9 protein-coding genes are annotated in these 12,955 nt (G+C 75.4%); 4 read left to right on the top strand and 5 right to left on the bottom strand.

Annotated features, from left to right (window positions below; all coding sequences use genetic code 11):
- Window positions 1–46 precede the first annotated feature (46 nt).
- From ACGH2B_RS07290 to ACGH2B_RS07275, 4 genes are all read right to left on the bottom strand, one after another.
- The gene (locus tag ACGH2B_RS07290; protein WP_399085862.1) at window positions 47–958 is read right to left on the bottom strand and encodes an ABC transporter ATP-binding protein; all 912 of its coding nucleotides are present in this window, start codon (window positions 956–958) and stop codon (window positions 47–49) included.
- 346 nt (window positions 959–1,304) lie between these two features.
- Window positions 1,305–1,790: an HD domain-containing protein gene (locus ACGH2B_RS07285; protein WP_399085859.1), complete on the bottom strand. Its 486-nt coding sequence runs from the start codon at window positions 1,788–1,790 to the stop codon at window positions 1,305–1,307.
- Window positions 1,791–2,138: 348 nt separating this feature from the next.
- On the bottom strand, window positions 2,139–3,605 hold the full coding sequence (locus tag ACGH2B_RS07280) for a penicillin-binding transpeptidase domain-containing protein (RefSeq protein ID WP_399085856.1): 1,467 nt from the start codon (window positions 3,603–3,605) through the stop codon (window positions 2,139–2,141).
- Window positions 3,602–5,050, bottom strand: a complete 1,449-nt coding sequence (locus ACGH2B_RS07275; RefSeq protein WP_399085853.1) for an FtsW/RodA/SpoVE family cell cycle protein — start codon at window positions 5,048–5,050, stop codon at window positions 3,602–3,604. Before ACGH2B_RS07275 ends, ACGH2B_RS07280 begins: the two co-directional genes overlap by 4 nt.
- A gap of 598 nt (window positions 5,051–5,648) precedes the next feature.
- On the opposite strand from ACGH2B_RS07275, the gene ACGH2B_RS07270 reads away from it, so the two are divergent.
- The 3 genes from ACGH2B_RS07270 to ACGH2B_RS07260 all read left to right on the top strand — a co-directional run bounded on the left by ACGH2B_RS07270 (window position 5,649) and on the right by ACGH2B_RS07260 (window position 11,781).
- Entirely contained in the window at window positions 5,649–6,935 is a 1,287-nt protein-coding gene (locus ACGH2B_RS07270) for a cytochrome P450 (protein ID WP_399085850.1), read from the top strand.
- 218 nt (window positions 6,936–7,153) lie between these two features.
- A complete protein-coding gene (locus tag ACGH2B_RS07265; protein WP_399085847.1) occupies window positions 7,154–8,536 on the top strand; it encodes a M64 family metallopeptidase in 1,383 nt (460 codons plus the stop codon).
- A 356-nt stretch (window positions 8,537–8,892) separates the two neighbouring features.
- A complete protein-coding gene (locus ACGH2B_RS07260) occupies window positions 8,893–11,781 on the top strand; it encodes an FUSC family protein (RefSeq protein WP_399085844.1) in 2,889 nt (962 codons plus the stop codon).
- Between the two features lie 90 nt (window positions 11,782–11,871).
- Here ACGH2B_RS07260 and ACGH2B_RS07255 read toward each other — a convergent pair whose 3' ends face one another.
- Window positions 11,872–12,447 (bottom strand): hypothetical protein, encoded by a 576-nt coding sequence (locus ACGH2B_RS07255; protein WP_399085841.1) that lies wholly within the window; start codon window positions 12,445–12,447, stop codon window positions 11,872–11,874.
- Between the two features lie 184 nt (window positions 12,448–12,631).
- Here ACGH2B_RS07255 and ACGH2B_RS07250 point away from each other — a divergent pair, with 184 nt between their 5' ends.
- Window positions 12,632–12,955, top strand: coding sequence for a hypothetical protein (locus ACGH2B_RS07250; RefSeq protein WP_399085838.1), 324 nt, complete (start codon window positions 12,632–12,634; stop codon window positions 12,953–12,955).

Genomic DNA, 12,955 nt, shown 5'->3' with positions numbered 1-12,955 from the left:
CCCGCCCCGGGGCGGCGCCGCCATTGGGGTGCGCGCCGCCGCCCGCTCAGCCCAGGGGGTTACGGCCGGAGCGGGCCGCCCAGCGGCCCGCGTGCCGGGACACCTCGATGGGGCGCCCGAAGCACGCCGTCATCCGGGGCCCGGTCAGCACCTCGCCGACCGGCCCGCGCGCCTGCACCCGGCCCTCGCGCAGCAGCAGCGCGTGCCCGATGGCGGGCGACAGCTCCTCCAGATGGTGGGTGACGGTGACGGTCGCCAGCTCCGGGCGGTCCACGGAGAGCCGGTGCACCGCGTCGATCAGATCCTCGCGCGAGGGCAGGTCCAGGGCGTTGAACGGCTCGTCCAGCAGGAGCAGCGACGGGTCGGCCATCAGCGCGCGGGCGATCAGGATCCGCGCGCGCTGCCCGCCCGAGCACACCCCGAAGGGCCGGTCGGCCAGCTCCTTGCAGTCCAGCTCCGCCAGCAGCGCGTGGGCGCGCTCCCGGGTGGCGTCGTCGTACTTGCGCCACAGCGGCTGGACGGTGCCGGTCGCGCCGGTGAGCACCACGGTGTGACCGCTCGCGTCCTGCGGCACCTTCTGCGCGCCGGAGACCAGCCCGATCACCGCGCGCAGCTCCCGTACGTCGACGGAGCCGAGCCGGTGCCCGAGGACCTCGACGGTGCCGACCGTGGGGAACATCAGCGCCCCGACCAGCCGCAGCACGGTGGTCTTGCCCGCACCGTTCGCACCGAGCAGCGCCCAGTGCTCACCGGCGCGGACCGTCCAGTCGACGTCCTGCAGGATGGCCTGCTCGGTGGTCTGCCGCCGCACGCCGACCCCGGCCAGCGCGGCGACGACCCGGGGGCCGGCGGCGGGCGTGGCGGTGGCCGGTGCGGCGGTGTGCGGGGCGTCCAGGGGCCGCGCGTCCCGCGGCCGGGTGTCGGGTGACGGGGCGTCCGAAGGCTGCGGAAGAGACATACGGCGCAGGGTAGCTGTGGTGGCCATCTTTCGGCGGGGGCGTCCGGGAGGCGGACCGGGGCCGGTCTGTTCCCGGGCGGACCGCTCCCGCCGCCGGTGCGCACCGGCGGCGGGAGCGCTGTGCCGGGCCCGGCGCGAGCCTGAGCTGGGCGCGGGGCCGGGCCCGGCACGTGCCTGAGCTGGGCGCTGTGCCGGGCCCGACCGCTCCCGGGCCCGGTGCGCGGGCCCGGTGCGCGCGGGGCCGGGCGCCGTGCGGCCCGGGCCCGCTCCCGGGCGACCCGCGCTCTCGGGGCCGGGCTCGGGCTCGGCCCCGGCCCGCTCCCGGCCCCGGGACTCGCAGCGGCGGCTACCCGTCCAGCCCCAGCAGCGCCCGCATCCGGGCGTACTTCGCGGTCAGCCGTTCCCGGGTCGGGGCGTCCAGGGCGGCGAGGCGGGACGGGGCGGCGTTGTGGGCCAGGTCGGCCGTCTTGACCAGCAGCGCGCCCGGTGTGGCCAGGATGCGGGCGGCGTACGCCTCGGGGGGCTCGCCGGTCCGCTTGGTGACGGCGAGGACCATCGCCTTGGTCGCGTCGGTCAGCGCCGCCCGCGCCAGCCACCGCGCGGAGAGCGCCCCGTCCTCGACGGCGTCGTGCAGCCACGCCGCGGCGATCTGCTCCGGGCCGCCGCCCCGCACCCGTACGCCCTCGGCGACCGCCGCCAGATGCTCCGTGTACGGACGGCCCGCCTTGTCCGTCTGCCCGGCGTGCGCCCGCCGCGCCAGCGCCTCGACCTCCGCCGTGCTGAGCACGGGCACCGCCCCGGACACCGCCGTACCGCCGTCAGTTCCCGTCATGCGGGCCATTGTGCCGGGGCGTCACGGCACGGCCCCGGGCCGGGCGGCGCGGGGAGCGGGCCGACCGGCGTCCGCGGAACGGCGCGCCCGGCCGCACGCGCCCGGCCCCGGGCTCGCCCCGGCCGTACGGGAGCGGGCCCCGGCCGTACGGGGAGCCGGACCTCGGCCGCACCAGGGCGCAGACCTCGGCACCCGGGCCCGGCACCCGGCCCCGGCCGTAAGGGAGACAGCCCCCGGCGCACGGCTCGGGCACCCGGCCCCGGCCCCACGGGGCGCCCTTCCGGAGCCGGTCCCGTCCGTCCGTCGCGCGGGGCGAGCGGCCCCGGCCGCCCGCCGCACGGGCGCCCCTCACCGCGGTGCCGCCCGCAGTGCCGCCCGCATCACCGCGCCCGCGAGGGGGGCGGCGCTGCCGCCGCCGCTGATCTCGGTGCGGTCGGCGGCGGCGTCCTCGACGACCACCGCGACCGCCACCGCCGGTTCGGGGGCGTCGGCGCGGCGGGCCCAGGAGATGAACCACGCGTAGGGGGTGCCCTCGTTGTGGACACCGTGCTGCGCGGTGCCGGTCTTGCCGCCCACGGTCGCGCCGGGGATCGCGGCGCGGTGCCCGCTGCCGTGCTCGACCACGTCCACCATCAGCTCCTGGAGCCACCGGGCGGTCGCCGGGCCCATCGCCCGGACCGGCGACGGGCGCTCCGGCGCGGGCAGCGCCGTCCCCGACGCGTCGGTCACCTCGTCCACCAGGTACGGCGCCATGCGCTCCCCGTCGTTCGCCACCGTCGCCGCGACCGACGCCATCTGGAGCGGCGTCGCCGTCGTGTCGTACTGACCGATCGACGACAGCGCCAGTTGCGCGCGGTCCATCCGGGTGTCGAAGGTGCTGGGCGCGACGGGGGTGGGGAGGCGCGCGGCCTTCCCGTCGAAGCCGAAGGCGCGCGCCGTGCGCACCATCGTCTCCAGGCCCACGCCGACGCCCAGCCGCGCGAAGACCGTGTTGCACGAGACGCGGAACGCCTCCCGCAGCGACGCGTCCTCGCAGTCGTCCGCCTCGTTGACCAGCACGGTCTCCGTCCCGGGCAGGGTGTACGGGTCGGGTGAGTCGGTGGGCGCGTCCGGATCGGTGACCAGCCCGCTCTCCAGCGCCGCCGCGGCGGTGACCACCTTGAACGCCGACCCGGGCGGATACGTCTGCCGGATCGCCCGGTTGAGCATCGGCTGCCGCGCGGACCCGGTCAGCCGCCGCCACGCCGCCGTCACCTCCCGGCCGTTGCCCGACAGCTCGGCCGGGTCGTACGAGGGGGTGGAGACCAGCGCCAGGATGCGGCCGGTACGCGGTTCCACGGCGGCGACCGCGCCGGTGCGGTCGCCCAGCCCGGCGAAGGCGGCACGCTGCACCGCCGGGTCGATCGTCGTCGCCACCGCCCCGCCGCGCGGCCGCGCCCGGGTCAGCCCGTCCCACCAAGGGAACGCCGACAGCCGCGGATCGGTGCCGGACAGCACCCCGTCCTCGGCGCGCTCCAGCAGCGAGGTGCCGTACGTCTGCGAGGAGAAACCGGTGACCGGCGCGTACAGCGGACCGTCGGTGTACGTCCGCTCGTGCCGCAGCCGCCCGCCGCTGTCCCGGGAGCCGGTCACCGGCCGCCCGGCGACGAGCACCGCGCCGCGCGGCTGCGCGTACCGCGCGATCTGCGCCCGGCGGTTGGCCGGATCGGCGGCCAGCTCCGGCGCGCGGAAGACCTGCAGCCACGCCGCGTTGCCCAGCAGCGCGACGAAGAGCAGCAGACAGAAGACGGCGGCGTGCCGCGAGCAGCGGATCACCGGCCGGCCTCCGGGGCGCCCCCGGCCACCGGCACCGTCCCGGCCCCGACGGTGTCCCGTGGCCCGTCCGCCGCGTCCGGCGCCGGGCGCCCCGGCCTGCGGGAGCGGTCGCTCAACCGCACCAGTAAGGCCACGACCAGCCAGTTCGTCACCAGCGAGGAGCCGCCCTGGGCGAGGAACGGCAGCGCCATCCCGGTCAGCGGGATCAGCCCCATCACCCCGCCCGCGATGACGAAGACCTGCACCGCCGGGAGCGAGGCGAGCCCCACCGCCAGCAGTCCGCCGAACGGGTCGCGCAGCCCGAGACCGGCCCGGAAACCCCGCGCCACCAAGATCGCGTAGAGCAGGAACAGCGCCGTCAGCCCGGCGAGCCCCAACTCCTCCCCGAACGTCGCCAGCAGGAAGTCCGACTTCATCGCGAAGCCGATGAGATACGAATCACCGCGGCCGAGCCCGGTGCCCAGCAGTCCGCCCGCCCCGAACGCGTACAGCGACTGCGCGAGCTGCCCGGGGCCCGCGCCCGACGCCAGGCCGGCGAACGGATGCAGCCAGTCCGCCACCCGGCCGTGCACATGCGGCTCCAGCGCCGCGACGGCGCTCGCGCCCGCCCCCGCCAGCAGCAGCCCGAGCACCAGCCGGCCCAGCCGCCCGGTCGCCACGTACAGCAGCACCACGAAGACGCAGAAGTACAGCAGCGAGGTGCCCAGATCGCGTTCGAGGACGAGGATCGCGACGGTCAGCAGCAAGACCGCGGTGACCGGGCGGAGCATCCGCAGCGCCGCGCGGCGCGCCGCGCCGGGGCCGTCCGGCGGGGGAGCGGCGCGGTGGACCGCGAGCCGCGCCGCGAAGAACACCGTGATCAGCACCTTCGCGAACTCGCCCGGCTGGATCGAGTACCCGGCCAGCCGGATCCAGATCTTCGCGCCGTTGACCGCCGGGAACGCCAGCGGCGCGAGCATCAGCACCAGCGCCGCCGCCGCGCACAGCGGCCCGTACCGCGCCAGCCTCCGGTGGTCGCGCACCAGCAGCACCGCCGCCGTGAACAGCGTGAGCCCGACCGCCGTCCAGAGGAGCTGGGCCGGTGCCGCGCGGTGGCCCGGCGTCGCCAGGTCCAGCCGGAAGATCAGGACGAGGCCGAGCCCGTTGAGGAGGACGGCCACCGGCAGCAGCAGCGGATCGGCGTACGGGGCGCCGAACCGCACCGCCAGATGGGCCACGAGGGCGAGGGCGCCCAGCCCCGCGCCGTACTCCGCGGCGCCGCCGGGCACCGCGCCGCGCACCGTCAGCCCGACGACGGCGTACCCGCAGACGCTGATCAGCACCGCGCCGGTGAGCAGCGCCAACTCGGCGCCGCGCCGCCGGGGCCGCGGGGGCGGGGGCGGGGGACGGTCCGCCGCCGGGGCGGCGGACGGCGCCGGGTCCGTGGGCGGGGCCGTTGCCGTCATGCCTGGCAACGTAGCAAGCAAGGCGGCTTATATGTGTTATGTCGGTCCATGCGGGTCTCATGTCGGAATACCCCTTCCTGGCCGGGGTGTTCCGGTTCATTCCTCCGCGGGTGCGGGCGCGGCGGCGGATCGTGGTGCCCGGCGCCGGGACGCGTACGCCCCGGCGCGTGGCGACGGAGCGCGCGCGCAGGGCAACTCCGTACCGGAAATCGGCGTCCTGGTAGGGGAAGTTCAACAGTGGTGCCTCGGCCGGTACGGGAGCGGTGGATGAAGGTCGGGTGGGGGATCAGGGGAATTCCAGGGATGTCCCCGACGTATGTCAGGGCCGTTCTCCCGGAGTCGTCCGAGGCGCTTTGTAAACTCGACGGAAAGACAAGGGCCGAGCGCGTCACGCCGGCCGCGGGCGACCGGCGATGCCGGTCGACGTCACGGACCCGCGCCGTGACCGCCGCAAGCGAGGGGCGGGGGTGCCGGAAAACACCTCCTGCGGCGTTCGGCAGCATCGCGCACGCCGAGCGGACGCCCCGCGCTTCCTCGGTCCCTCCGGGCCGCCGAGTGCGGATGACCGTCCCCCTCGACGAAAGGCAGTATTGACGTCATGACGACACTCCGTTCCCGGATCATCGCCTGGGCCGGCCGGCTGTATCTCGCGAGAACGCGGAAGAAGGGCTTCGACCTCTCGCGGATGTCCTTCCTCCCCGAGTCCGTGCTGATGCCGCTGCGGCGCGACGGCCTCGACCCGGTGCCCGAGCTGGGAGCCGTCCGGGAGAAGGAGCCCATCACCAAGCTGCCGGTCCCGATAGCCGCGAACGTCTGGCTGGTCACCGGCTACGACGAGGTCAAAGCGGTCCTCGGCAAGGCGAACGCCTTCAGCTCGGACTTCACCCACCTCGTCGGCAAGGCGGGCGCGGAGGCGGAGCAGAACCCGGGCGGCCTGGGCTTCGCCGACCCGCCCGTCCACACCCGGCTGCGGCGGCTGCTCACCCCGGAATTCACCATGCGCCGGCTCAGCCGCCTCACCCCGCGGATCCACGAGATCGTGGAGGAGCGGCTGGACGCCATGGAGCGCGCCGGCAAGGACGGCGAACCGGTCGATATCGTCCAGGATTTCGCGCTGCCCATTCCGTCCCTGGTGATTTGCGAACTCCTCGGAGTGCCCTATGAGGACCGCGCCGATTTCGAGCGGCTGAGCGCCGCCCGCTTCGACCTCTTCAGCGGAGCCAACGCGTCCTTCGGCGCCATATCGGAATCCCTGACGTATTTCCGGGAGGTCGTCAAGAAGCAGCGCAAGGACCCGGGCGACGGTCTGCTCGGAATGATCGTCAAGGAGCACGGCGACTCCGTCAGCGACGAGGAGCTGGCCGGTCTCGCCGACGGCGTCCTCACCGGCGGCTTCGAGACCACCGCCAGCATGCTGGCGCTCGGCGCCCTCGTCCTCCTCCAGGACCCGGACCACTTCGCGGCGCTCAAGGACGGCGACGACGCCGTCGAGCGGTACGTCGAGGAGCTGCTGCGCTACCTCACCGTCGTCCAGGTCGCCTTCCCGCGCTTCGCCCGCGAGGACCTGGAGATCGGCGGGGTGCGGATCTCCGCCGGCGACGTCGTGCTGTGCTCGCTCAGCGGCGCGGACCGCGACGGCGGACTCGGCCCCGACATGGAGCGCTTCGACCCGGAGCGGAACGTCCCCTCCCACCTCGCCTTCGGCTACGGCATCCACCGCTGCGTCGGCGCCGAGCTGGCCCGTATGGAGCTGCGCGCCGCCTACCCCGCCCTCGTCCGCCGCTTCCCCACGATGCGCCTCGCGGTCGAGCCGGAGGACCTCAGCTTCCGCAAGCTCTCCATCGTCTACGGCATCGACTCGCTCCCGGTCCGTCTGGGCGGCTGAGCCCCGCCCCGGCACGCCGCCCCGGCACGCCTGTCCGGCCCTCCCGGCACGGACGGGCGCGCCGGGGCGGCGTGTTTCCGGCGCCCCGTTGGCCGTCAACTCCCTTTCCTCCCGGGCGAGTTGACGGCACACCGTTGCCCGCCCCCGCCCCGCGGCTTAGATTGACCCGGCCCATCCGGCTCCACCCGCCGTACGGTCGGCGGGACTTGGGAGGATCCATGCGCAGACGCGCCTCCGTCCGCACGTCCGGCGCCGCCCCCGCGCGCCGCCGCGGCGTCCCGCCCGGCCGTCGGCGCACCGCGCCCCTGCGCGCCGTCGCGGCCGCCGGTGCGGCCTTCGCCGCCGCCCTGGCGCTGACCGCCGCCGCACCCGCGGGCGCCGCCCCGGCCCCGGCGGGCACCCCGACCGCCCGGCCGGCGCAGCCCGTCGAGTTCTTCACCGGGCCCGGCGGCCACCCCCGCCACACCACGGTGCCCGCCTCCGCCCCGCTCACCCCGGCCGCGCGCACCGCCATCGCCGCCGACGGCGACGTCACCCCGCTCGTGCGGAACGGCCCGGTCGCCGACAAGCTCGACGTCGTCTTCATCGGCGACGGCTACACCGCGGGTCAGCAGGAGGACTTCCACAAGGCGGCCCGCGCCAAGTGGGAGAAGATGACGGCCGTCGAGCCGTACGCCTCGTACACCCAGCTCTTCAACGTCTGGGCCGTCGACGCCGTCTCCCAGGACTCCGGGGTCTCCGGCGACCCGACCCAGGACGTCGTCCGCGACACCGCCCTCGGCTCCGCCTTCTTCTGCGGCGACACCGAGCGGCTGCTCTGCGTCGACACCGCGAAGGTCGAGGCGTACGCCGCCAAGGCGCCCGCCGCCGACCTCGTCGTCGTCCTCGGCCACTCGTCCAAGTACGGCGGCGCCGGGTACAACAACGTCTCCTCGCAGGTCGGCTACGACGGCATCGCCACCGCCTCGTCCGACCACGACCAGTCCGACCAGATCGCCGTCCACGAGACCGGCCACTCCCTGGGCAAGCTCGCCGACGAGTACGACTACGGGCAGGAGGGCACCTACACCGGCCCCGAGCCCACCGACGCCAACCTCTCCACGCTCGGCGCCGACGCGATGAAGTCCCGGCAGACGAAGTGGTACCGCTGGCTGGGCCAGGAGTCCCCGGACGGCGGCACCGTCGGGACGTACGAGGGCGGCGGCTACTACGAGAAGGGGCTCAACCGCCCCACCGACAACTCGATCATGCGGACCCTGGGGCGGGAGTTCAACCTCCCCGGACGCGAGGCGATGATCGCCGGATTCCACCGGCACGCCAAGACGCTGACCTCGGACGTCCCCACCGGGCGACCGCTCGCCCGGAGCGGTGCCCTCCGCGTCACCGCGCTGCCGGGCGCCGTCCCGCACTGGTACGTCGACGGGCGCGAGGCCCGCGCGGCGCGCGGTGCGGCCACGGTGCGCCCCGCCGCCCTCGGCCTCCCGGCCGACGGCCGGACGCACACCGTCACCGTCCGTGCCACCGACCCCACGGACGCGGTCCGCGACCCGGCGTTGCGCCCCCTGCTCACCACCGCGTTGAGCTGGCGCGTCACCGGCTGACCCGCCGCACCGCGGCACCCCTCGGGGGCGGTCATCGGGGCGGAAACCCCGGTGGCCGCCCCCGTCGGCGTATATGATTGCGATATGCATCTATCGCCGTCGCCGGAGCCCGCATGAGGCCCGGCGCCGGACGAGGGACAAGCCGGGCAGACCGCCCCGTGCCGCGCCCGGGCCGCGAGGCCCCGCCGCCGCGCCGGCGGCCCCGCCGCGACGGGCATCTTCCAACGGTCGTGCGATGCCGCCGAGTTGACCCTGTATCGCGTATCCGGCCCCGTCGCCCGCCGGCTGCCGGACGCCGCCGCGCCCCCGCCCCACGCCACCGCACTCCCGCCCCACGCCACCGAACCGGAGGTCAGTTGACCACCCCAGCCGACGCCAGGACCCAGGACACCGCCGCGACCCAGGGCACCGCGCCCGCCGCCGGCGACCGCGCCGAGCCCGCGCCCCGGCCCCGTACCGGCCCGCTCGCGCCGTACCGCGTCGCCGGGCCCAGACGCTGGTGGGACCGGGTCCTCGCCGCCGACCCGGGGCTCGGGCAGCTCCAGTCCGGGTGGCGGTCGCTGGTCTCCATGACCGCGTCGCTGGCCACCGGCTACGGCATGTCCGTCGCGCTGGACCTGCCCGCCGTCCTCGCCATGACGGTGGCCGGGATGATGGGCCTGATGAGCGCGTTCGTCATCGCCGAGAACACGCCGCTGCGGCTGGCCCGCGCCTCCCTGTGGATGCCGCTGCCGTACTCCGCCGCGCTGCCGCTCGCCGCCTGGCTCCGTCAGGACCGGCTGCTGGAGATCGTCCTCATGGTGACGGCGCTGGCGCTGACGTTCTTCCTCGCCCGCTTCGGCACCCTCGCGCTGCTCGCCGGGATGATGGTCTTCAACGCCTTCATGGTCGCCATGTTGGCCGCCGTCCCGCTCGCCCTCTGCGGGGAACTCTTCGTCGTCGCGCTGACCGCCTCCGCCGCGGTCCTCGCCGCCCGCCTCCTCCTGTGCTACCCGATGCCGCGCGAGGACCTGCTCCGTACCCAGCGGGCCTTCGTCGTCGAGGCGCGCCGCGTCGCGGACGCCGCCACCGCCGCCCTCGACCCGGACGCCGACCACGAGGTCGCCGTCGCCCGGATGCGCCGCAGCCTGCGCCGCCTCAACACCACCACCGTCACCATCGACGGGCGCCTGGCCCAGCCCGAGGTCGCCGCCGACCCGGTCGCCGCGGAACTCCTCCACCGCCACCTCTTCGACGCCGAACTCGCGCTCCGCGGCATCGGCGAGGCGATCACCCGCCTCACCCGCCTCCAGGCCCCCGCCCATCTGCGCGAAGCCATGGTCGTCGGCCTCGTCATCGCCCGCGACACCCCGCTCGGCCGCGCCGACGCCCTCCACCCGGCCGCCCAGCTCATCCGCCAGCAGGCCGCGTTCGTCCTCGACGACCCGCAGGCCGGCCCCGCCGACGCGGAGGCCGCCGCCCTCGCCCGGCGCGTCGGCGACCTGCTGGACTCCCTCGCCGACTCCCTCGCCCACTGGCTCGACCTCGGCAGCGCCCCCACCACCCGCGCCGACGTCCCGTTCCGGCCGACCGTCGCCCTGGAGAAGGGGCAGCTCCCGGGCACCGGCGCGGTCGCCCGGCGCGTCGTCGCCGCCCGCGACGGCCACGGCTGGCGCCGCGCCGTCCCGTACCTGCGCGTCCCGCTGCACGCCGCCGTCGCCTCGGCGATCGTCTGCCCGCTCACCGACGCCATCGACCCGCGCCGCTTCTACTGGGGCCTGGTCGGCGTCATGATCACGCTGTTCGGCACCAGCACCACCCACGAACGGCTGCGCAAGTTCGTCCACCGCATGGCCGGCACCGTCGCCGGAGCCGTCCTCGGCATCCTCCTGCTCCGCCTCATCGGCCACGGCCACGTCTACGCGACCCTCACCGTCATCGTCCTCGGCCTCGCCGCCGGCTCCTGGGGCATGCAACGCCGCTACGCCTACTGGGTCGTCGGCCTCGTCACCGCCCTCACCCAGCTCTACGGCATGACCACGCCGTACGACGCGATGGAGGGCCTGCTCGCCGAACGCCTGCTGGACAACGGCCTCGGCGTCCTCGCCGCCACCGCCTGCGCCGCGCTGATCTTCCCGGTCTCCAACCGCCGCGTCGCCCAGGAGGCCGAACGCGGCTACCTCTCCACGGTGGAACACCTCCTCGACCAGATCGCCCTGCGCTGGGACAACCCGGACGCACCGGTCCGGCTGCGCGGCGCCGCCCGCGCCATCGACGCCGCCCTCGTCCCCGTCGAGGGGGTGCTGCGCCCGCTGGTCCGGATGCCGCTGGGCATCCGGGGCCGCGGCCCCGAGAACCGCCTCGCCCTCCTGACCAACGCCACCGCCCACGCCCGCGCCCTCGCCGCGGCCGCCGATACCGACCTGGACCTCGCCCCGCACCTCGGCGCCCGCGTCCGGCGGATCCTCACCACCCTCACCGCCTCCCTCCACGCCCTCGACCGGCACGCCGCGGGCGACACGGCCCCCGGCACCTGGACCCGCGTCAGCCCCCTCATCCGCGACCTCACCGCCCAACTGAAGGCCCCGGACGGCCCCCGCGCCGACCGCCTCCACACCGCCCTGCGCGAACTCGCCGCCCTGGACGAGGCGCTGGCCGCCTACGCCGAACACCGCGGCCTGACCCTGACCACCGCCACCCCCGCCGTACCGGCGCCCCGCCCCGCCTCCGCGGCTCCCGCCGCACCGGCGTCCGGCCCCGCCTCCGCCATGACCGCCGCCGAGCGCCGCACCCAGCAGGCCCTCGCCGCCTGGGCGGCACGCAACCAGGCGGCCCACCCGCGGGAGACGGCGGTCGCGGACCGCGAACCCCGGGCGGTCCCGGCCGACGCGCCACGGGACGGCGTGGGCGCGGCCACGAGCGGCGCCACATCCCCGGGCGGAGCCACGCCGCCGGCGAACCCGGCCCCCGCGACCGCCGCCGCCCGGCCGCGTACCCAGGGCGCCACGGTCACCGGCGCCCTGCGCTGCACCGACCACCCCGGCGGCTGCGACGCCTGGATCACCATCGTCAACACCCGCGGCAAACGCCGCGCCACCAGCCGTGCCACCGCCGGCCACTACCGCATCCCCGCCGTCCCGCCCGGCAGCTACACCCTCATCGCCTCCGGCTCCGGCCACCCGCCCCGCGCCGCGTTCCTCTCCGTACGCGCGGGCGCGGGGGAGGTCCGGCACGACATCGCGCTGGGAGCGGTGGACGGGGGGTGAGGGGGTGGGGGCGCGGAAGGGTGCGCGCCCCGTGAACAGCGGCGGGGCCCGGGTCGTCACCGATGACCCGGGCCCCGCACACCGTTCCTCTCACCGCGGCTTGATCACCATCGGGCGCCCGCCGCCGGGCAGCGCGAGGACCCCCTCGCCCCGCGGGTCACCGGCGTACCAGGCGCCCCGCTCCAGCGCCTCGGGCCACTGCCGCCGCGGCCGCGTCGCGTAGGTGGACATGTCCCGCGTCCACTCGTCCGCGTCCCCGAGGCGCAGCCGCACCGGGACGCCGATGTCCTTGTTCCGCGGGATGCGCCGCACCGCGGGCACCGGACGCCACGGCGACGCCTCCAGGGTGCGGCGCATCCGCTTCAGCAGCCGCAGGGAGCCCATGCAGCGGTAGACGAAATAGAGGCAGACGAGCAGGGCGACGGCTCCGAGCGCGCCGATCAGATTCCCGGCGCCGCGCCCCCGGCGTCCGCTCCACTTCACGTCGGACAGCGGGAGGATCCCGAACTCGTCGAGCAGGGTGAGCGCGAGGAAGAACACCACCCACCCGAGCGTCCAGCACGCCAGCCGGATCCGCACCCGCCGCCGTTCCGCGACCCAGGCGGACCGCGTCCCCGCGTCCTCGAAGGCGGCCGTGGCCGGAACCGTATGCTCCGCAGACCTCACCGGAAAGTCCCCCTTTTCGCACGTCGGACCGTCGCCGGGAGGGTGGCCCCGGGCCGGGTATTACAAGAACTTGGCGCTTGCTATACCTTAGCTTCGCGTCACACCGGGCGGCACATAGGTGCCCCAATTGCCCCTCGTGTGACGTATGTTCACTTCGTTTCCCGGGGGAAGAAGAGGTTTACCGGTGTCTGACGAGTTCAAGGTGGATCTCACGCAACTCGGAGAATTCGGCCGGGTGCTGAAGAAATCCATCTCGGATCTGGAGAACGCCCGCAAAGCCCTTTCGTCCGTCAACGCCGAGCAGATCGGCACGGCGCGGCTGGACGAGGCGTGCGAGACGTTCCAGGAACGGTGGAAGTACGGCACCGGTGAGCTGAAGGAATTGATCGAGGCGGTCGACGAAGGCGTGGAGAAGACCGCGTTGAGCTACAAGGAGCTGGAGGACAACCTCTCCAAAGCGCTCAAGAAGATGGAAGAGACCGCAGCCACCAACGCGGGGGAGCGCTGA

Origin of the sequence: Streptomyces sp. BBFR2 (genome assembly GCF_044497305.1) — a bacterium.
In the GTDB taxonomy this organism is placed as follows: domain Bacteria; phylum Actinomycetota; class Actinomycetes; order Streptomycetales; family Streptomycetaceae; genus Streptomyces.
Note: the sequence above shows the minus strand (reverse complement) of the source record. Positions and strands in the feature narration are given on the sequence as shown.

Coding starts and splice junctions, on each gene's coding strand:
- ACGH2B_RS07290 (WP_399085862.1), bottom strand. CDS start 958: ATGTCTCTTCCGCAGCCTTCGGACGCCCCGTCACCCGACACCCGGCCG.
- ACGH2B_RS07270 (WP_399085850.1), top strand. CDS start 5,649: ATGACGACACTCCGTTCCCGGATCATCGCCTGGGCCGGCCGGCTGTAT.
- ACGH2B_RS07285 (WP_399085859.1), bottom strand. CDS start 1,790: ATGACGGGAACTGACGGCGGTACGGCGGTGTCCGGGGCGGTGCCCGTG.
- ACGH2B_RS07265 (WP_399085847.1), top strand. CDS start 7,154: ATGCGCAGACGCGCCTCCGTCCGCACGTCCGGCGCCGCCCCCGCGCGC.
- ACGH2B_RS07275 (WP_399085853.1), bottom strand. CDS start 5,050: ATGACGGCAACGGCCCCGCCCACGGACCCGGCGCCGTCCGCCGCCCCG.